Below are 18,023 nucleotides of genomic sequence, written 5' to 3'. Positions count from 1 at the left end.
GGTGCCCGCGAGCGCCGCGGTCGCCGCGGTCCCCCCGCGGGTCGCGAGCCGCGCGGTGGCCGCGGCCGCCTCGGACGAGTACCGCTCCCCGCGCCGCTCGGCCTCGGCGAGCGCGGCGACGACCTCCTCGGGCTCGGCACGGTCGAGGGGGTCCGCGGCGAGCGCGTCCCAGAGCGCCCCGGCGGTGACGGGTCCGAGCCCGGCGAGGTCGGCGTCGCCGCTGCGGGTGCGGACCAGCACGGCCTCCAGCGGCCGGGTCCCGAAGGGCGCGCGCCCGGTGGCGGCGTAGGCGAGCAGCGCGGCCCACCCCCAGCGGTCGGTGGCGGGGGTGGGCTCGGCGCCGTCGACGAGCTCGGGCGCGAGGTAGCCGGGGGTGCCGACGACGAACCCGGCGGAGGTCACGCGGGTCTCGTCGACGGACTGCGCGATGCCGAAGTCGATGAGCACCGGGCCGTCCGGGGTCACCAGGACGTTGCTGGGCTTGAGGTCGCGGTGCACGACGCCCGCCGCGTGCACGGCGTCGAGGGCGTCGAGCAGCCCGGCGGCGAGGCGGTGCAGGGCGGCGGCGTCGAGCGGCCCGCGCTGGCGGACGTGCTCCGCGAGGTCCGGACCCCCGACCAGCTCGGTCACCAGGAACGCCTCGGTCGAGTCCGCCTCGGCGTCGAGCACCGCGGCCACGCCGGGGTGTCGCAGACGCTGCAGCGCGAGCACCTCACGACGCAGGCGCTCCCGGGAGGACGGGTCCGCGCCGACGTGCGGGTGCAGCAGCTTGAGCGCGACCGGGGTGCCGCCGCCGTCCACCGCCCGGTACACCGTGCCCATGCCGCCGGAGCCGAGGGGCGCCAGGATCGTGTACCCGCCCACCTCGGCGCCGGGTGCCAGCCCGATGCGCTCCATGCCCGCACGGTAGCCGCCGGTGCGCGCCCCACCGGGGTCGCCGCGCGGCGCGCGCCCGGACCTGCACGGTTCCCCCACCTGGCGCACCCGTATCCCGGGCGGTCCAGGAGGGGTCACGTTAGGGTCAGGTCGACACCAAGGAGCTGAAGATCCGTGACATCTGCTGGTTATGACCTGGTCGTCGTCGCGAACCGCCTCCCGGTCGACGTGACGCTGGACGAGGACGGCAAGCCGAGCTGGACCCGCTCCCCGGGCGGCCTCGTGACCGCCCTCGAGCCCGTCGTGCAGAAGTCCGACGGCGCCTGGGTGGGCTGGGGCGGCTCGGCCGACCTCGAGCTCGAGCCGTTCGACGCGGACGACATGCGCCTCGTCCCGGTGAAGCTGTCGCAGGACGACCTGACCTTCTACTACGAGGGCTTCTCGAACGACACGCTGTGGCCGCTGTACCACGACGTGATCCAGCCCCCGACGTTCCACCGGCAGTGGTGGGACGCCTACCAGCGGGTCAACCGCCGGTTCGCGGACGCCGCCGCCGCGCAGGCCGCGCCCGGAGCGACGGTGTGGGTGCACGACTACCAGCTGCAGCTCGTCCCCCGGTACCTGCGCGAGCTGCGCCCGGACGTGCGGATCGGCTACTTCCACCACATCCCGTTCCCGCCGCTGGAGATCTTCGCGCAGCTGCCGTGGCGCAAGCAGGTCGTGGAGGGGCTGCTCGGCGCGGACCTCATCGGGTTCCAGCGCGGCGGGGACGCGGCCAACTTCGTGCGCATCGTGCGCCGGCTCACGGACAAGACCACCCGCGGGCAGGTCATCACGCTCACCGACGCGGAGGGCCGCACCGAGCGGCACGTGCGCGCCGCGTCGTTCCCGATCTCCATCGACTCGCACGCGTTCGACCGGCTCGCCCGCACCCCCGAGGTCCAGGCGCGTGCCAAGGAGATCCGCTCCGAGCTCGGCGACCCGGAGATCCTGCTGCTCGGCGTGGACCGCCTCGACTACACCAAGGGCATCCGGCACCGGATCAAGGCGTTCGAGGAGCTGCTGGAGGACGGCCGGATGTCCGTGCCGGAGGCGACGCTCGTGCAGGTCGCGTCGCCCAGCCGCGAGAACGTCGGCGCCTACCAGCAGCTGCGCGAGGACGTCGAGGCGCAGGTCGGCCGGATCAACGGCGAGCACGGCGAGCTCGGCCACGCGGCCGTGCACTACATGCACCACTCCTACCCGATGGAGGAGATGGCGGCGCTGTACCTCGCGGCGGACGTCATGCTCGTCACCGCCCTGCGGGACGGCATGAACCTCGTCGCGAAGGAGTACATCGCGGCGCGGTCCGACGACAAGGGCGCCCTGGTGCTCAGCGAGTTCACCGGTGCGGCCGACGAGCTCGGCGGCGCGGCGATCCTGGTGAACCCGCACGACATCGTCGGGCTGAAGAACGCCATCCAGCACGCCGCGAACATCGACCCGCGCGAGGCCCGCAAGCGGATGCGCCGCCTGCGCCGCCGGGTCCTGGAGAACGACGTGGCCCACTGGTCCGCCTCGTTCCTGTCCGTGCTGACGGCCGTGCCCACGCGCGACCACCACGTCTGAGAGGACCCCCGTGCCCGACCCCCTGGACGGCGCCGCCCTGCGCGCCGCGCTCCGCGAGGCCGTCGCCGACCCCGCACGCCACCCGCTGCTGGTGGCGCTGGACTTCGACGGCACCCTCGCGCCGCTGCAGGACGACCCGCAGGCGTCGCGGGTGCTCCCCGACGCCGTGACGGCGCTGCGCGCGCTGGCCGCGCACCCGCGCACGGTGCGGCTCGCCCTGCTGTCGGGGCGCTCGATGGGCGACCTGCACCGCCTGGCGGAGGTCCCGCCCGGCACGGTGCTCATCGGCAGCCACGGCGCGGAGCGCGCCCGGGTCGCCGAGCACGGGCTGGACCGCGCGGTCATGACGCTGACCGACGAGCAGCAGGACCGTCTCGACGGGCTCGGCGGCGAGATGCAGGCCGTCGCGCGCGGCCGGGACGGCGTGTGGGTGGAGTCCAAGCCCGCGGCGGTGGCGGTGCACACCCGCATGGCCGACCCCGCGACCGCCGAGGCGGCCGAGCGCGACGCGCTCGCCGTCGGCGGTCGGCTGGGTTCGGCGGTGCTGCACGGCAAGAAGGTGGTCGAGGTCTCGGTGCTCGACGCCGACAAGGGGGCTGCTCTGTCGGCGCTGCGCGCCGAGATCGGGGCCGGGGCGGTACTGGTCGCCGGGGACGACGTGACCGACGAGCACGCGTTCGAGGCGGTCGCGCCCGAGGGGCTGACGCTGAAGGTCGGCGCGGGGCCCACGAGCGCGCGGTTCCGGGTGCCGGAGCCGCAGGACGTCGCCGACCTGCTGGCCGACCTCGCGGTGGCCCTGGACGAGGCCGCCGCAGGCTGACCCGCGCGCGGGCCGCGGGGCGCGGGTGGGCATAGGTTGCCCGCATGAGGCGCGCGCGGGACGCGGGGCAGGACGTGGAGGTCGTCGAGGTCGACGTCCCCCTGCCCGGCGAGGCGTCCGGGACCGCGTCCGCCGCGGACCCGGTCTCCGACGAGGAGCACCGCGCGCGGGTGGCCCGCCGCCGGCGGCTGCTGCGCCGGTGGTGGCCCGTGCCGCTCGTGCTCGTCGCCGCGGCCGTGACGACGCAGGTGGTGCTGGACGCCCGCGAGCGCGACCGCGTCGCCGCCCGGCAGGAGGTCCCCGGGGTGCTGCGCACCGTCGACCCGGCGCTGACCCCGGCGCACGCGCTGCGGGACGACCAGCAGGAGCTCTCGCTGACCGACGTGGTCGCCGGTGGCCTGCGGATCGCGTTCGCGACGGGGTCGTGGGGCGACGCCCGCGAGGTCGTCGCCCTGGACCGCACCGGCCGCACGGTCTGGGAGGGGTCGCTGGACCCGGACGGCGCCGGGGCGCCCACGTTGCAGTTCCCGTCGTGCGCCGCCGACCCCGCGGGCACCGTGCTGCGCTGCCTGGTCGTGGACCGGGACACCTCGGACGAGCTCGAGGACGCGTCGGGGTGGATGGTCGACGCGCCGGTGGCTTCCCGGTTGGTCGCGCTCGACCTCGCGACCGGCGAGCCGCTGGCGTCCGGGGAGGCGCCGCCGCTGTCCGGGTTCGACGGCGAGGACGGCGTGCAGGTGCTGGCGTCGGTGGTGGACGCCACGCTGCGCGTGACCGCGTGGGCGGCCGACGCCGTCCCGCCGGGCACGGACCTGCTGGCGACGGAGCCGCTGTGGCGCACCGAGCAGCCCCTGGACGACGGACCGGGCGGCAGCATCCCGGTGGAGCGCCTCACCTACCCGCCGAGCCCCGTGGTGGGCGCGCACCACGTGCTGGTGCACACCGACGTCGGCACCTGGGCGCTCGACCCCGCGACCGGCGCGGTCGCGACCCGGGCGGACGGCTTCCTGACCGTCTCCCGGACCGGGCACCTCACCACCGACGGCTCGCGGCTGCTGGACGACGCGGGTGAGCCCCTGCTGGACCTGCCGGGGCAGCCGGTGTTCCTCGTCGTGGACGACGGGGCGCTGCCGGACACCGAGCTGGTCGTGTCCCCGGGCCGGTCGGGCGAGGGCAGGCGGCTGGTCGCGGTCGCGGTGCCGTCCGGCGAGGAGCGGTGGTCCGCCCCGGCGGACGGGTGGTCCGACGGCGGGCTCGTCCTGCTGGACGGGCTGCTGTACGGCTCGGGCTCCGACGGCGTGTGGGCGCGCGACGCCGCCACGGGGCGGGAGGTCTGGCGCACGGGGGTGGGCCTCACGGCCGAGATGGGGTCCACGGTGCTCACGGACGGGCGGTACCTGCTGCTGACGGCCCTGCCCGACCAGCTCGCCGGGGCGGGCGTGACGGTCGCCCCCGGGGCGGCCGCGGGCCTGCGGGGAGCCGCCGACGTCCCCGCCCGCGCGCTGGTCGCCCTCGACCTCGCGTCGGGCGCCCCGGCGTGGGCGACGGCCCTGCCCGCGGGCGTGCGCGCGGTCTGGTCCGACCAGGGCGACCTGGTCGGCTGGGGCGACGAGGCCGTGGTCCTGCTGAACTGAGGAGACCGACGTGACCTGGGTCTCCATGCGGGCCGCACCTGTGGCAGGATGACCGTGGACCGAGGGGGGTCACCCGACCTCCCTCGTGCCGTGTCAGCGCAGACACCCTGACACCTTTCACGACGGATCGTCCGGCACGTACCTGCCGGTGGAGGGATTGATCACGCATGGCTACGGTCACTTTCGACAAGGCCACCCGGGTGTACCCGGGCACCGAGCGTCCCGCGGTGGACGCTCTCGACCTGCACATCGAGGACGGCGAGTTCCTCGTCCTCGTCGGCCCCTCGGGCTGCGGCAAGTCGACCTCGCTCCGCATGCTCGCGGGTCTCGAGGACGTCAACGGCGGGCGCATCCTCATCGGCGACCGTGACGTCACCGACGTCCAGCCGAAGGACCGGGACATCGCGATGGTGTTCCAGAACTACGCGCTGTACCCGCACATGACGGTCGCCGACAACATGGGCTTCGCGCTCAAGATCGCCGGCACCCCGAAGGCGGAGATCCGCACCCGCGTCGAGGAGGCCGCCAAGATCCTCGACCTCACCCAGTACCTCGACCGCAAGCCGAAGGCGCTCTCCGGCGGTCAGCGCCAGCGCGTCGCCATGGGCCGCGCGATCGTGCGCCAGCCGCGCGTGTTCCTCATGGACGAGCCGCTGTCGAACCTGGACGCCAAGCTCCGGGTGCAGACCCGTACCCAGATCGCGTCGCTCCAGCGCCGCCTCGGCGTCACCACGGTCTACGTCACGCACGACCAGACCGAGGCGCTCACCATGGGCGACCGCATCGCGGTCCTCAAGGACGGCCTGCTGCAGCAGGTCGGCACGCCGCGCGACATGTACGACACCCCGGCCAACGTGTTCGTCGCCGGCTTCATCGGCTCCCCGGCCATGAACATCGGCACGTTCCCGGTCGCCGACGGCATCGCGAAGGTCGGCTCCGCCGGCATCGCCGTGCCGCGCACCGCGCTCGACAGCCTCGTGGCCGACGACAACTCCTCCATCACCATCGGGTTCCGCCCGGAGGCGCTGGACGTCGTCACCGAGGGCACCCCGGACGCGCTGCCGGTCGTCGTCAACATCGTCGAGGAGCTCGGCTCCGACGCGTTCGTGTACGGCGCGCTCGTCGGCGAGGCCGGCGCGGCGGACGTCCACTCGGGCGCCGGCGACTCGCAGGTGATCGTGCGCGTCGACCCGCGCAAGGTCCCCGCCAAGGGCGAGAAGATCTGGGTCCGCATCCGCACCGGCGAGCAGCACCTGTTCCACGCCGGCTCGGGCCAGCGCATCACCGCCTGACGCACCAGCACAGCACGCTCGAAGGGGCGGGACCGGCACGACCGCGGTCCCGCCCCTTCGTCGTCCGATGGGAGAATCAGCACCATGACTCCTCGCACGCGCCTGCAGATCACCGCGGCCGCGCCGGACCCGGCGCTCCTCGACCTGCCCTGGGACGTGCCGCTGGTCGACTGGCCCGCGGAGCGCCTGGCCGCGCTCCCCCGTGGTATCTCCCGGCACACCGTGCGGTTCGCGCGGCTGTCCGGCCGGGTCGTCGCGATCAAGGAGATCGGCGAGACCGTCGCGTACCGCGAGTACGAGCTGCTGCGCCAGCTCAGCCGCCTGGACGTGCCGTCCGTCGAGCCCGTCGGCGTCATCACCGGCCGCACCGCCCCCGACGGGGAGCCGCTGGAGGCCGTGCTGATCACGCAGCACCTGCGGTTCTCGCTGCCGTACCGTGCGCTGTTCAGCCAGTCGCTGCGCCCGGACACCGCGACCCGCCTCATCGACGCCCTCGCGGTGCTGCTCGTGCGGCTGCACCTCGTCGGCTTCTACTGGGGCGACGTGTCGCTGTCCAACACCCTGTTCCGCCGGGACGCCGAGACGTTCGCCGCGTACCTCGTGGACGCCGAGACCGGCGACCTGCACGACACCCTGACCGACGGGCAGCGCGCCTACGACCTCGAGGTCGCGCGCGTGAACATCATCGGCGAGCTCATGGACCTGCAGGCCGGCGAGTTCCTCGAGGAGGACGTCGACGCCGTCGCGATCGGCGACGCCCTCGCCGAGCGGTACGGCGAGCTGTGGACCGCGCTGACCAGCTCCGAGTCCTTCGGCCTGGACGAGCGCTGGCGGGTGCAGGCCCGCATCGAGCGGCTCAACGACCTGGGCTTCGACGTCGGCGAGCTCGACATCACCACCGACCTCGACGGCACGACCGTCCGCATCCAGCCGAAGGTCGTCGACGCCGGGCACCACTCGCGGCGCCTCATGCGCCTGACCGGCCTGGACGTGCAGGAGAACCAGGCGCGGCGCCTGCTGAACGACCTCGACCAGTTCCGCGCGGCCACCGACCGGCAGAACGACGACGAGACGTTCGTCGCCCACGACTGGCTGACGGAGATCTTCGAGCCCGCCGTGCGGGCCGTGCCGCGCGACCTGCGCCCCAAGCTCGAGCCCGCGCAGATCTACCACGAGCTGCTGGACCACCGCTGGTTCCTGTCGGAGGCCAAGCGTCGCGACGTCCCGATGCGCGAGGCCGTGGCGTCCTACGTGCGGGACATCCTGCCGCTGCGCCCCGACGAGGAGTCCGTCATGGGCGTCTCGGCGGCGGACCTGCGCGAGGACACCGACACGACCACGCTGCCGGTCGTCCCGGACTGACCCGCGTCAGAGGTCGACGCGCTCGTTCGTCCCGTCGAGGCGGTCCCCGGTGACCTTCGCCTTGACGAAGCTGAGGAGCGTCGCCACCCGGCCGCCCGGGGCGTCCCAGTACTCGGCGGACTCGGCGTGCACCCGCAGCAGCACCGACTGCGGGGAGTCCGGCCCCTCCGGCAGCCACGCCTCCACACCCGCGCTCCACAGGTCCCGCTTCTTCGCGACGTCGTCCACGACCTCCGCGGTGCCCGCGAGCGAGACCCACGTCGCGCCGGACCCGACGGCGACGTTCACCCCGGGGTGCGCCCCGACGTGCGCCACCTTGCGCGAGCCGCGCTCCGCGAAGAACCACAGGTCGCCGTCGAACTCGACCTCCTGCAGCGCCATCGGGCGGGCGACCAGCGTCCCGTCCGGGGCGACGGTCGTCAGCACGCCGAGCCGGTGCTCGCGCAGCAGGTCGGCGACGGTGCGGACGGGGTCGGTGCTGTCGGTGCTCATGCCGCCATGCTCACCCCGCCGGGCCCGGCGCGCGACCGGGGCCGCACACGACGACGCCCGCGCACCCGGTGCGGGCGCGCGGGCGTCGGACGTCGTCAGCCCTGGCGCTGCCGGGCGACCTCGTACAGCGCGATGCCCGCGGCGACACCGGCGTTGAGGCTCTCGACCTCGCCGGCGATCGGGATGGACGCGATGGCGTCGCAGTGCTCGCGCACCAGGCGGGACAGGCCCTTGCCCTCGGACCCGACGACCAGCACCAGCGGGTCGGTCGAGTAGGGCAGCTCGCCCACCGCGACGTCGCCGCCGCCGTCGAGCCCGACGACGAAGCACCCGGCCTCGTGCAGCCGCTCCAGCGCCCGCACCAGGTTGGTCGCCCGCGCCACCGGAACCCGCGCCGCGGCTCCCGCCGACACCTTCCACGCGGAGGCGGTGACGCCCGCCGCGCGACGCTCCGGCACCAGCACGCCGTGCGCGCCGAACGCGCCCGCGGAGCGGAGCACCGCACCGAGGTTGCGGGGGTCGGTGACCCCGTCCAGCGCGACGACCAGCGGCGCGCGGTCGCTCGACGCCGCGATGTCGAGCAGGTCCTCGACGTCGGCGTAGTCGTACGGCGGCACCTGGATCGCGACGCCCTGGTGCACGGAGCCGTCGGTCAACCGGTCGAGCTCCGGCTTGGTGACCTCGAGCAGCGGGTAGCCCTCGTCCGCCGCGGTGCGCAGGATCTCGCGCGTGCGGTCGTCGGCCTCCAGCCGGGTCGCGACGTACACCGCGGACACGGGGATCCCGGCGCGCATCGCCTCGACCACGGAGTTGCGGCCCGAGACGACCTCGGTCGCCCCGGCGCCCCGGGCACGCCCGGCAGCGGCACCGCCGCGACCCGCGGGGCGGTTGCCCGAGGGACGCTTGGCGTCGCGGCGCTCGGCGGCGGCCTTGCGCTTGCCGGCGGGGTGCCAGGAGCGGTCCTCCGCCTTGGGGGTGGGGCCCTTGCCCTCGAGCGCGCGGCGGCTGTTGCCCCCGGAGCCCACGGTCATGCCCTTCTTGCTGCCCGGCTTGCGCGTCGCGCCCCGGCGCTGGGAGTTCCCGGCCATCAGTCCTCGTCCTCGGTCGTCGGGCGCGCGGCGAGGGACCAGCGCGCGCCGGTGGCGTTGTCCTCGACGGCCACACCGGCCGCAGCGAGGCGGTCGCGGATCGCGTCCGCGGTGGCCCAGTCGCGCGCGGCACGGGCCGCGGCTCGGGCGTCGAGCTCGGCCCGCACCAGCGCGTCCAGCGCGGCGGCGTGCCGGTCGTCGGTGCGGCCGGCGCCCCAGCGGGCACCTGCCGGGTCCAGGCCGAGCACGTCGAGCATCGCGCGCACGGCGACCAGCTCGACCCGGACGGCGGGCACGTCGTCGGCCGCGAGCGCGGTGTTGCCGGCCCGCAGGTGCTCGTGCACCACCGCGAGCGCGGCGGGCACGTTGAGGTCGTCGTCCAGCGCGGCGCCGAACGCGTCCGGCAGCGGGGCCGTCGCGAGGTCCCCCGCGTCGCCCGCGACCTCGGTGGCGCGCTCGACGAACCCGGCCAGGCGGTCCCAGGTGGCCTCGGCCTCGGCGAGCGTGTCGGGCGTCCACTCCAGCATGGAGCGGTACTGCACGGCGGTCAGCGCGTACCGCACGACGGCGGGCCGCACCTGCTCGAGCAGCGTGCTGACCAGCAGGCCGTTGCCGAGGGACTTGCTCATCTTCGCGCCCGACTGGGTGACCCAGCCGTTGTGCAGCCAGTACCGGGCGAACCCGTACCCGGCCGCGCGGGACTGCGCCTGCTCGTTCTCGTGGTGCGGGAACCGCAGGTCCAGGCCGCCGCCGTGGATGTCGAACTCGTCGCCCAGGTAGCGCTGCGCCATGGCGGAGCACTCCAGGTGCCAGCCCGGCCGCCCGCGCCCGAACGGGGTGTCCCAGGCGGCGGTCTCCGGCTCGCCCGGCTTGGCGGCCTTCCACAGCGCGAAGTCGTGCGGGTCGCGCTTGTCTCCCGCGCCGCCGTCGGGCGCCGGGGCCATGTCGTCGACCCGCTGGCTGGTGAGCGCGCCGTACTCCGGGAACGAGCGGACGTCGAAGTACACGTCGCCCTCGCCCGCCGCGTAGGCGTGCCCGGTGTCGACCAGGCGCTGCATGAGCGCGATCATCGCCGGGACGTGCCCGGTGGCGCGGGGCTCGTAGGTCGGGGGCAGCACGCCGAGCGCGTCGTACGCCGCGGTGAACGCGCGCTCGTTCTGCATCGCCCACGCCCACCACGCGACGCCGGCCTCGGCGGAGCGGTGGAGGATCTTGTCGTCCACGTCGGTGACGTTGCGGACCAGGGTCACGTCGTGCCCGGTGCGGCGCAGCCAGCGGACCAGGACGTCGAACGCGACGGCCGACCGCACGTGGCCGACGTGCGGGGGCGCCTGGACCGTCGCACCGCACAGGTAGATGCCGACCTTGCCCGGGACCACGGGGACGAAGTCGCGCACCTCACGGGTGGCGGTGTCGAACAGGCGCAGGGTCACACGGGCAAGGCTACCGGTCACCGGGCCCCGGCCCGGGGTCGGGTGGCCCCGCGAACCTCGCCGCCTCGGCCCGCAGCGCGTCCAGCACCCGCCGGACCACCCGCCGCTCGGCCCGGTCGGGACGCACCAGGGCCTCGACGCGGCGGGCCGCGCGGACGCCCGCGAGCGGCACGAGGACCGCCCCGCGCCGCCCCGCCGTGTACCGGGGCAGCAGCGAGACGCCGTGCCCGGCGGCGACCAGCGCCTCGACCACCCCGAAGTCGTTGAACCGCTGCACGACCCGCAGCGGGGCGCCCGCCGCCGCGCCGACCGCGTCCAGCACACCCGCGACGGGGAACCCGGCCCGCACGGCGATCCAGTCCTCGCCCACCAGGTCCGCGGGGGTGACCTCGGCCCGGCCCGCGAGGCGGTGGTGCGGCGGCAGGGCGACGTCCAGCGGCTCGCGCAGCAGCGGCACGACCCGCAGGTGCGGGGGCCAGGGGTGCGGGTCCACGGGCGCCGCCGGGGTCGCGACGGGCGGCGCGGTGACGGGCGGCTCGGGACGGTGCGCCACGACGACGTCGAAGTCCGCGGTCAGCCCCGGGAAGTCGGCCTGCGCGACGTCCTCGTCCCCGAGCTCGACGCGGACCCCGTCCATCCCGGCCACCCGGGTCAGCAGGCCCGGCAGCAGCAGCTCCGCACCGGACTGGAACGCCGCGACCCGCACCAGCCCGTGCGGTGCCGACCGGAACGCGTCCACGGCCGCCTCGGCGCGCTCCAGCGCCACGGCGACGTCGAGGGCGGCGTCCGCGAGCGCGTGCCCCGCCCCGGTGAGCCGCAGACCGCGACCCGCCCGCTCCACGACGTCGACCCCCGCGGACCGGGTGAGCGCGCGCAGCTGCTGGGAGACGGCCGACGGGGTGAGGTGCAGCGCGGCGGCGGCCGCGGTGACCCCGCCGCGGTCCCGCACGGCGCGCAGGGTGACGAGGTGCCCGACATCCATGAAGCGACGCTACAGGCACCGTGCACGACTGTGCGATGGTGCTGCACGGTCGTCAGGCCGCAGGATGCGGGCATGCCCCTGCGCGACCGCCTCCTCGCCCTCACCGTCGCCGTGCTCTGGGGGCTGAACTTCCCGGCGATCCACCTGTCGCTCCAGCAGTTCCCGCCGTTCTTCCTCGTCGCCCTGCGGTTCGCGCTGCTCGCCGTCCCCACGCTGCTGCTCGTGCCCCGGCCCCGGGTCCCCGTGCGCTGGCTGCTGGGCTACGGCCTCGGCTTCGGGGTGCTGCAGTTCGCGTTCCTCTACCTCGCGATGGACGTCGGCATGCCCACCGGCCTGGCGTCCCTGGTGCTGCAGGCGTCCGCGCCGTTCACGGTGCTGCTGGGCGCCGCCTGGCTGCGCGAGCGGATCAGCGCCCGGCAGGCCCTCGGCGTCAGCGTCGCGATCTGCGGGCTCGGCGGCATCGCGGCGCTGCGCGCGAGCGACGGCGCCTCCGCCGGGCTGCTGCCCGTGGTGCTCACGCTCTGCGGCGGGCTCGGCTGGGCCTTCGGCAACGTGTCCAGCCGCCAGGCCCACCCCGACAGCCCGATGCGGTTCATGCTGTGGATGTCGGTCGTGCCGCCGCTGCCGATGCTCGCGCTGTCCCTGGTGGTCGACGGGCCTGCCGCCATCGGGCACTCGCTCACCACCCTGAGCACCCCGACCGCCGCGTGGGCGCTCGGCGGGCTCGCGTTCACGGTGCTCGTCGCCACCGTCGTCGGCTCCGGCATCTGGACGACCCTGCTCGCCCGGCACCCGTCCGGGGTGGTCGCGCCGTTCTCCATGCTGGTGCCCGTGGTGGGCATCGGGACGTCCTGGGCGTTCCTCGGCGAGCGCCCCGCCGTCGCCGAGCTCGCGCTCGGCGCCGTCATCGTCGGGGGCGTCCTCGTCGCCACGCGGCCACCCCGTCCGACCCGCGCCGCCCCCGCAGATCCCGCGCCGACCACCGCGCCCGCCCTCGCGCCCTAAACCGCGTCAGGGGCAGCGCTCGCCGTCCTTGACGACTGCCAGCGTGATCCGGTCCGAGGCGTCGACCTCGCGGCCCTTGCGGGGGTCCTGCGAGCAGACCTTCCAGTTCGAGTCCACCCACGGCGACCGCCCGTCGCCCGTCGCGTCGACGGTCTTGATGTCGTCCGCGCCGAGGGCCTCCAGCGCCGCCCGCACGTCCCCGAGGTCCTTGTCCTCGAAGTCCGGCAGCGTGATCCGCACCGGGTCCTCCCAGAGCCACCCGGTGCCGGTCTCGGCCGGCGTCGGGGCGGGCGCGGGCGCGGTGTCCGGCGTCGAGACCGGGGCGGGCGGTGCGGTCACCACGGGGACCGGTGTGGGCTTCGCGGCCTTCTCCCCGGCGGGCGCCTCGGGCTTGATGCTCCAGTCGCGACCGAACGTCCCGTCCCGACCCCCGGCGGCCGCGGCGGCCCCCTCGTCGGGCTCCTCGCTCACCCCGGACGCCACGCACCCGCCCAGCAGGCCACCGGCCACCAGCAGCGCCACGATCGCACCGGCACCCCGGCCTGTCCTCCGCACGCCCCGAGTATCGACCCCGCACCACGCCCAGCCCCCACAACCCACCCGGATGTCACCCGCCTGCCACACCACCCGCCCCTCCCACCCCGCCTGCACCCCCATCACCCTCCCGCCCCGCCCTCACCCCACCGCCGCGCACGTCGAATGGTCACCAGGTGCGGGTGTCCCCGGCACGAACCCCACACCTGGTGACCGTTCGGCGCGGCGTGCCCTGCGGGGCGGGGCCGGGGCGGCGGGGCGGGCGGGTCAGTCGCGGGGGGCGATCAGGGCCGTCGCGAGGGCCGCGACGCCCTCGCCGCGCCCGGTGAGGCCGAGCCCGTCGGTCGTCGTGGCCGTCACCGTCACCGGGGCTCCCGCGGCGGCGGAGAGCGCCGCCTCGGCCTCGGCGCGGCGGGGGCCGATCTTCGGGCGGTTGCCGACCACCTGCACGGCGACGTTCCCGATCACGAACCCGGCGTCCCGCACGAGCCGCGCGGCCTCGGCGAGCAGGGCGGTCCCGGCGGCACCGGCCCACTCGGGGCGGGACGTGCCGAACACGGACCCGAGGTCCCCGACGCCCCCGGCGGACAGCAGGGCGTCGGCGGCGGCGTGGGCGGCGACGTCGGCGTCGGAGTGCCCGGCGAGCGGCCGCTCCCCCGGCCACGCCAGCCCGGCGAGGTGCAGCACCGCACCGGGTGCGGGGTCCGGCTCGTAGGCGTGCACGTCGACGCCGATGCCGGTGCGGGGCAGGCCGGTCACGGGCGGGCCAGCAGCTCGGCGACGGCGAGGTCGCGGGTGGTGGTGATCTTCATGGCGGACTCCTCGCCGTCGACGACCCAGACCTGCTCCCCCAGCGCCTCGACGAGCCCGGCGTCGTCGGTGGCGGCGGTGGCCTCGTCGGCGGCCCGGTCGGCCCCGGCGGCGTGCGCGGCGTCGAGCAGCGCCCGGTCGAACCCCTGCGGGGTCTGCACGGCGCGCATGGTCGCGCGGGGCACGGTGGCGACGACGGGTGCGGCCCCGTCGACGGCGGCGCCGACCTGCTTGATGGTGTCCGCGACGGGCAGCCCGGGCACGACGGCCCGGTGCCCGGCGCGGACGGCGGCCTCGACGGCGCGGATCAGCGCGGGGCTGGCGAGGGCGCGCGCGGCGTCGTGCACGAGGACGACGTCGACGTCGTCACCGAGCGCGGCGAGCCCGGCGGCGACGGACGCCTGCCGGGAGCCACCGCCCTCGACGACGGTGACGGGCACGCCGATACCGGGTCGGACGGGTCCGCCGAGCAGGGCCCGGAACCCGGAGGCGCGGCCGGGCGGCACCGTGACGACCACGGACAGCACGACGCCCGACGCAGCGAGGCGTCGGGCGGCGTGCACGACCAGCGGGACCCCCGCCAGCTCGACCAGGGCCTTGGGCCCCGGCAGCCCGAGCCGCGTGCCGGAGCCGGCGGCTGTGAGGACGGCGGCGGTGGCCACGCGGGCGCGGGGTGCGGCGGGGTCAGGTGCCTCGCGTCAGGACGCGAGGACCTCGTCCAGGATGGCCTCGGCCTTCTCCTCCTCGGTGTGCTCGGCGAGCGCGAGCTCCGAGACGAGGATCTGCCGGGCCTTGGCGAGCATGCGCTTCTCGCCCGCGGACAGGCCGCGGTCGGCGTCCCGGCGGGACAGGTCGCGCACGACCTCGGCGACCTTGATCACGTCGCCGGAGGCGAGCTTCTCGAGGTTGGCCTTGTACCGGCGCGACCAGTTGGTCGGCTCCTCGGTGTAGGGGGCGCGCAGCACGTCGAACACGCGCTCCAGCCCCTCCTGCCCGACGACGTCGCGCACACCCACGAGGTCGACGTTCTCCGCCGGCACCTCGATGGTGAGGTCACCCTGGGCGACCTTCAGCTTGAGGTAGATCTTGTCCTCGCCGCGGATGGTCCTGGTCTTGATCTCCTCGATCAGCGCTGCACCGTGGTGCGGGTAGACAACCGTCTCCCCAACAGTGAAAGTCATCTGCAGGTGTCCCCTTTCGCGGAATGCCAGTCTACCACGTGGAATCGGGCGGATTCTGTGCAGATCCGCGACATTTGCGCAGGTCAGAGCGTTGCGGGCCAGGTCAGCGATGCGACACGCCGTGTCAGCATGTGCTCGCAGGCGCTGCTGTGGCTAGTCTCCGACCAGGGCCCCGTGCGACCCCCGACGCGGACCGGCGAGCCCCTGACCAGCGGTGACGCGCTCCCTGGGACCGAAGACCCAGACCCACCCGTCGCGGTCGTGCGCCGAGCCCTCGCGGCCCCGTAGGCTCGACGTCGCACGCCCGCGCGCGTGCGAGCCCCCCGCGCACCGACGCGCTCGCCCAGAACCGCACCGAGGAGTCCCCGTGGCCCGCAGCCGCCCGTCCGCCCGCCCCGTCGTCGTCGGCGCCGTCGCCCTGGCCGTCGCGGCGGTCCTCACCGGCTGCTCGGCGACCAACCCGATCACCACGGAGAAGCCGTACGCGGCCTCCGACGGCGTCCGGGCCACCCTCGGCGACCTGACCGCCGAGAACCTGCTGCTCATCGCCGCCGAGGCCGACGGCCCCGCGGCGCTGCAGGGCGCGCTCACCAACCGCGGCGAGGACGCCCTCACGGTCGAGCTGTCCACCACGGGCACGAGCGAGCGGATCCGCGTCGCCTCGGGCGAGACCGTGTACCTCGGTGGCACGCAGGGCGAGGACGTCGTGCTCGACACCCCGGTGGGCCCGGGTGCCGTCACCGACCTCACGCTGACCACCGGTCCCGGCGGCAGCGAGACCGTCCCGGTGCCCGTGCTGGACGGCACGCTGCCCGAGTACGCGGACCTGGTCCCGGAGCCGGAGCCGTCCGTCGAGCCCACGGCCACCGCCTCGGCGGAGCCGGGCACGGACGCCACGGAGGCGCCCACCGACGGCGACACCGCCGGCGGCGAGGGCGAGCAGGCGGGTGGCACCGAGGGCTGACCCCTCCCCCGTCCCCAGCACCCCAGCACGCAGCAGGCCCCGTCCGGTCGCCCGGACGGGGCCTGCGTCGTACCGGCCCCGGTGCGGGTGCCGCGGTTCCCTCCCGAACCGCAGCGCCCCGACCGGGCCCCCCGCGGCTCAGCCGAAGCGGCCGGAGATGTAGTCCTCGGTCGCCTGCTCCTTGGGCGACGAGAACATCGTGGCGGTGTCGTCGATCTCGATGAGCCGGCCCGGCTGCCCGGTGCCGGCGATGTTGAAGAACGCGGTCTTCTCGGAGACGCGCGCCGCCTGCTGCATGTTGTGCGTGACGATCACGATCGTGTACTGCGACTTGAGCTCGGCGATCAGGTCCTCGATCGCGAGGGTCGAGATCGGGTCGAGCGCGGAGCAGGGCTCGTCCATGAGCAGCACCTGCGGCTTGACCGCGATGGCGCGGGCGATGCAGAGGCGCTGCTGCTGGCCGCCGGACAGGCCGGAGCCGGGGCGGTCGAGGCGGTCCTTGACCTCGTTCCACAGGTTCGCGCCGCGCAGGGACTGCTCGACGAGGTCCTGGCCCTCGCTCTTGGACATCTTCCGGTTGTTCAGCCGGATGCCCGCGAGGACGTTCTCGGCGATCGACATCGTCGGGAACGGGTTGGGGCGCTGGAACACCATGCCGACCTGGCGGCGCACGGCGACCGGGTCGATCTCGGAGCCGTACAGGTCGACGCCCTCGACGGCGACGGTCCCCTCGACGCGGGCGCCGGGGATGACCTCGTGCATGCGGTTGAGGGTGCGCAGGAAGGTCGACTTGCCGCAGCCGGACGGGCCGATGAACGCGGTCACCGAGCGGGGCTCGATGGTCATGTTCACGTCGGCCACGGCCTTGAAGCTGCCGTAGAAGATGTTGAGGTCCTTGACGTCGATGCGCTGAGCCATCTCGGTCGTCTCCTTGGGTTCTGGGGGAGGGTCAGGGAGCTGCGGGTGCGGGCGGGCGGTTCAGCGGATCTTCGGGGCGAACCAGCGCGTCACGAGGCGGCCGATGAGGTTGAGCAGCATCACGATGAGGAACAGCGTGAGCGCCGCGGCCCAGGCACGCTGGATGTTGATGTCCGGGATGCAGGCGGCGTCGTCGGCTGAGCACGGGACCAGGCCCTGAGCGTACTGCCGGTACACGTACACCGGCAGGGTCATCATGCGGCCCTCGAACAGGTTGAAGTTGATCGAGTCGATGACGCCGACGGTGAGCAGCAGCGGGGCGGTCTCGCCGATGACGCGGGCGATGGCCAGCATCACGCCGGTGGTCAGACCGGCGACCGACGTGCGGAGCACCACCTTGAGGATGGTCAGCCAGCGCGGGACGCCGAGTGCGAGGGACGCCTCGCGGAGCTCGTTCGGGACGAGCCGCAGCATCTCCTCGCTGGACCGGATGACGACCGGGATCATCAGCACGGACAGCGCGACGGAGCCGATGAACCCGAACTTGGCGCCCGGGCCGAGCAGCAGCGCGAACAGCGCGTAGGCGAACAGACCGGCGACGATGGACGGGATGCCCGTCATGACGTCGACCAGGAAGGTCACGGTCTTGGCGAGCGGCTTGCCGCCGCCGTACTCGACCAGGTAGATCGCGGTGAGCAGGCCGATCGGCACCGAGATCAGCGCGGCGAACAGCGTGATCTGCAGGGTGCCGACGATGGCGTGGTAGATGCCACCGGCGTCCATGCCGCCGAACACACCGCGCATGGAGTTCATCAGGAAGTAGCCGTCGAGGCGGCCGATGCCCTGCGACACCACGGTGTACGTCAGGGACAGCAGCGGCAGCATCGCGAGCACGAACGCGGCGGTGATGAGCACGCGCATCGTGACGTCGGTGCGGCGGCGCTTCGCGTCGTTGGTCTGCAGCAGCTCGCGCAGGGACGCCGAGCCCTCGGGGGCCGGCTTCGGGGCGGTCGTCGTCGTCATG

At 74.9% G+C, this 18,023-nt stretch carries 18 protein-coding genes; 7 read left to right on the top strand and 11 right to left on the bottom strand.

The window, feature by feature from the left end; genetic code table 11:
- On the bottom strand, positions 1–897 hold an 897-nt coding region (locus tag EBM89_RS07785), incomplete at its 3' end, for a serine/threonine-protein kinase (protein ID WP_147463482.1).
- Between the two features lie 153 nt (positions 898–1,050).
- Here EBM89_RS07785 and EBM89_RS07780 point away from each other — a divergent pair.
- The 5 genes from EBM89_RS07780 (at position 1,051) to EBM89_RS07760 (ending at position 7,592) form a co-directional block, all read left to right on the top strand.
- A complete protein-coding gene (locus EBM89_RS07780) occupies positions 1,051–2,484 on the top strand; it encodes an alpha,alpha-trehalose-phosphate synthase (UDP-forming) (protein ID WP_122148880.1) in 1,434 nt (477 codons plus the stop codon).
- A gap of 10 nt (positions 2,485–2,494) precedes the next feature.
- Positions 2,495–3,304: a trehalose-phosphatase gene (gene otsB / locus EBM89_RS07775; protein WP_122148879.1), complete on the top strand. Its 810-nt coding sequence runs from the start codon at positions 2,495–2,497 to the stop codon at positions 3,302–3,304.
- Between the two features lie 44 nt (positions 3,305–3,348).
- On the top strand, positions 3,349–4,938 hold the full coding sequence (locus EBM89_RS07770; RefSeq protein WP_122148878.1) for an outer membrane protein assembly factor BamB family protein: 1,590 nt from the start codon (positions 3,349–3,351) through the stop codon (positions 4,936–4,938).
- 167 nt (positions 4,939–5,105) lie between these two features.
- A complete protein-coding gene (locus tag EBM89_RS07765) occupies positions 5,106–6,230 on the top strand; it encodes an ABC transporter ATP-binding protein (protein ID WP_122148877.1) in 1,125 nt (374 codons plus the stop codon).
- A gap of 84 nt (positions 6,231–6,314) precedes the next feature.
- Positions 6,315–7,592 (top strand): DUF4032 domain-containing protein, encoded by a 1,278-nt coding sequence (locus EBM89_RS07760; RefSeq protein WP_122148876.1) that lies wholly within the window; start codon positions 6,315–6,317, stop codon positions 7,590–7,592.
- A gap of 6 nt (positions 7,593–7,598) precedes the next feature.
- On the opposite strand, the gene EBM89_RS07755 is transcribed toward EBM89_RS07760, so the two are convergent.
- The 4 genes from EBM89_RS07755 to EBM89_RS07740 form a co-directional block, all read right to left on the bottom strand.
- The gene (locus EBM89_RS07755) at positions 7,599–8,084 is read right to left on the bottom strand and encodes a pyridoxamine 5'-phosphate oxidase family protein (protein WP_122148875.1); all 486 of its coding nucleotides are present in this window, start codon (positions 8,082–8,084) and stop codon (positions 7,599–7,601) included.
- A gap of 95 nt (positions 8,085–8,179) precedes the next feature.
- Positions 8,180–9,172, bottom strand: coding sequence for a 23S rRNA (guanosine(2251)-2'-O)-methyltransferase RlmB (gene rlmB / locus EBM89_RS07750; RefSeq protein ID WP_122148874.1), 993 nt, complete (start codon positions 9,170–9,172; stop codon positions 8,180–8,182).
- On the bottom strand, positions 9,172–10,605 hold the full coding sequence (gene cysS / locus EBM89_RS07745) for a cysteine--tRNA ligase (protein ID WP_122148873.1): 1,434 nt from the start codon (positions 10,603–10,605) through the stop codon (positions 9,172–9,174). Before cysS ends, rlmB begins: the two co-directional genes overlap by 1 nt.
- Before the next feature lie 10 nt (positions 10,606–10,615).
- Positions 10,616–11,587, bottom strand: coding sequence for a LysR family transcriptional regulator (locus EBM89_RS07740; protein ID WP_122148872.1), 972 nt, complete (start codon positions 11,585–11,587; stop codon positions 10,616–10,618).
- Between the two features lie 72 nt (positions 11,588–11,659).
- Between EBM89_RS07740 and EBM89_RS07735 the strand changes: the two genes are divergently transcribed.
- The gene (locus tag EBM89_RS07735) at positions 11,660–12,592 is read left to right on the top strand and encodes an EamA family transporter (RefSeq protein WP_122148871.1); all 933 of its coding nucleotides are present in this window, start codon (positions 11,660–11,662) and stop codon (positions 12,590–12,592) included.
- A 6-nt stretch (positions 12,593–12,598) separates the two neighbouring features.
- Here the strand turns inward: EBM89_RS07735 and EBM89_RS07730 are convergent, their stop codons facing one another.
- From EBM89_RS07730 to EBM89_RS07715, 4 genes are all read right to left on the bottom strand, one after another.
- Positions 12,599–13,147, bottom strand: a complete 549-nt coding sequence (locus tag EBM89_RS07730; protein WP_122148870.1) for a PASTA domain-containing protein — start codon at positions 13,145–13,147, stop codon at positions 12,599–12,601.
- Between the two features lie 246 nt (positions 13,148–13,393).
- Positions 13,394–13,885 (bottom strand): 2-C-methyl-D-erythritol 2,4-cyclodiphosphate synthase, encoded by a 492-nt coding sequence (gene ispF / locus EBM89_RS07725; protein WP_122148869.1) that lies wholly within the window; start codon positions 13,883–13,885, stop codon positions 13,394–13,396.
- Positions 13,882–14,598, bottom strand: a complete 717-nt coding sequence (gene ispD, locus EBM89_RS07720; protein WP_122148868.1) for a 2-C-methyl-D-erythritol 4-phosphate cytidylyltransferase — start codon at positions 14,596–14,598, stop codon at positions 13,882–13,884. Before ispD ends, ispF begins: the two co-directional genes overlap by 4 nt.
- 36 nt (positions 14,599–14,634) lie before the next feature.
- Complete coding sequence (locus EBM89_RS07715; protein WP_122148867.1) at positions 14,635–15,117, bottom strand: CarD family transcriptional regulator; 483 nt, start codon at positions 15,115–15,117, stop codon at positions 14,635–14,637.
- A gap of 367 nt (positions 15,118–15,484) precedes the next feature.
- On the opposite strand from EBM89_RS07715, the gene EBM89_RS07710 reads away from it, so the two are divergent.
- Complete coding sequence (locus EBM89_RS07710; RefSeq protein WP_199732028.1) at positions 15,485–16,081, top strand: hypothetical protein; 597 nt, start codon at positions 15,485–15,487, stop codon at positions 16,079–16,081.
- A 138-nt stretch (positions 16,082–16,219) separates the two neighbouring features.
- Here the strand turns inward: EBM89_RS07710 and pstB are convergent, their stop codons facing one another.
- Positions 16,220–16,999, bottom strand: a complete 780-nt coding sequence (pstB, locus tag EBM89_RS07705; RefSeq protein ID WP_122148866.1) for a phosphate ABC transporter ATP-binding protein PstB — start codon at positions 16,997–16,999, stop codon at positions 16,220–16,222.
- A 60-nt stretch (positions 17,000–17,059) separates the two neighbouring features.
- Positions 17,060–18,022 carry a phosphate ABC transporter permease PstA gene (gene pstA / locus EBM89_RS07700; RefSeq protein ID WP_122148865.1) on the bottom strand — a complete coding sequence of 321 codons (963 nt, stop codon included), beginning with the start codon at positions 18,020–18,022 and terminating at the stop codon, positions 17,060–17,062.
- Between the last annotated feature and the right edge of the window lies 1 nt (position 18,023).

Source organism: Cellulomonas triticagri (assembly GCF_003696205.1).
Lineage (GTDB): Bacteria > Actinomycetota > Actinomycetes > Actinomycetales > Cellulomonadaceae > Cellulomonas > Cellulomonas triticagri.
This window is presented reverse-complemented; position numbering and strand designations above follow the sequence as displayed.

Coding starts and splice junctions, on each gene's coding strand:
- rlmB (WP_122148874.1), bottom strand. CDS start 9,172: ATGGCCGGGAACTCCCAGCGCCGGGGCGCGACGCGCAAGCCGGGCAGC.
- pstA (WP_122148865.1), bottom strand. CDS start 18,022: ATGACGACGACGACCGCCCCGAAGCCGGCCCCCGAGGGCTCGGCGTCC.
- EBM89_RS07770 (WP_122148878.1), top strand. CDS start 3,349: ATGAGGCGCGCGCGGGACGCGGGGCAGGACGTGGAGGTCGTCGAGGTC.
- EBM89_RS07755 (WP_122148875.1), bottom strand. CDS start 8,084: ATGAGCACCGACAGCACCGACCCCGTCCGCACCGTCGCCGACCTGCTG.
- EBM89_RS07765 (WP_122148877.1), top strand. CDS start 5,106: ATGGCTACGGTCACTTTCGACAAGGCCACCCGGGTGTACCCGGGCACC.
- EBM89_RS07760 (WP_122148876.1), top strand. CDS start 6,315: ATGACTCCTCGCACGCGCCTGCAGATCACCGCGGCCGCGCCGGACCCG.
- EBM89_RS07715 (WP_122148867.1), bottom strand. CDS start 15,117: ATGACTTTCACTGTTGGGGAGACGGTTGTCTACCCGCACCACGGTGCA.
- EBM89_RS07735 (WP_122148871.1), top strand. CDS start 11,660: ATGCCCCTGCGCGACCGCCTCCTCGCCCTCACCGTCGCCGTGCTCTGG.
- pstB (WP_122148866.1), bottom strand. CDS start 16,999: ATGGCTCAGCGCATCGACGTCAAGGACCTCAACATCTTCTACGGCAGC.
- EBM89_RS07740 (WP_122148872.1), bottom strand. CDS start 11,587: ATGGATGTCGGGCACCTCGTCACCCTGCGCGCCGTGCGGGACCGCGGC.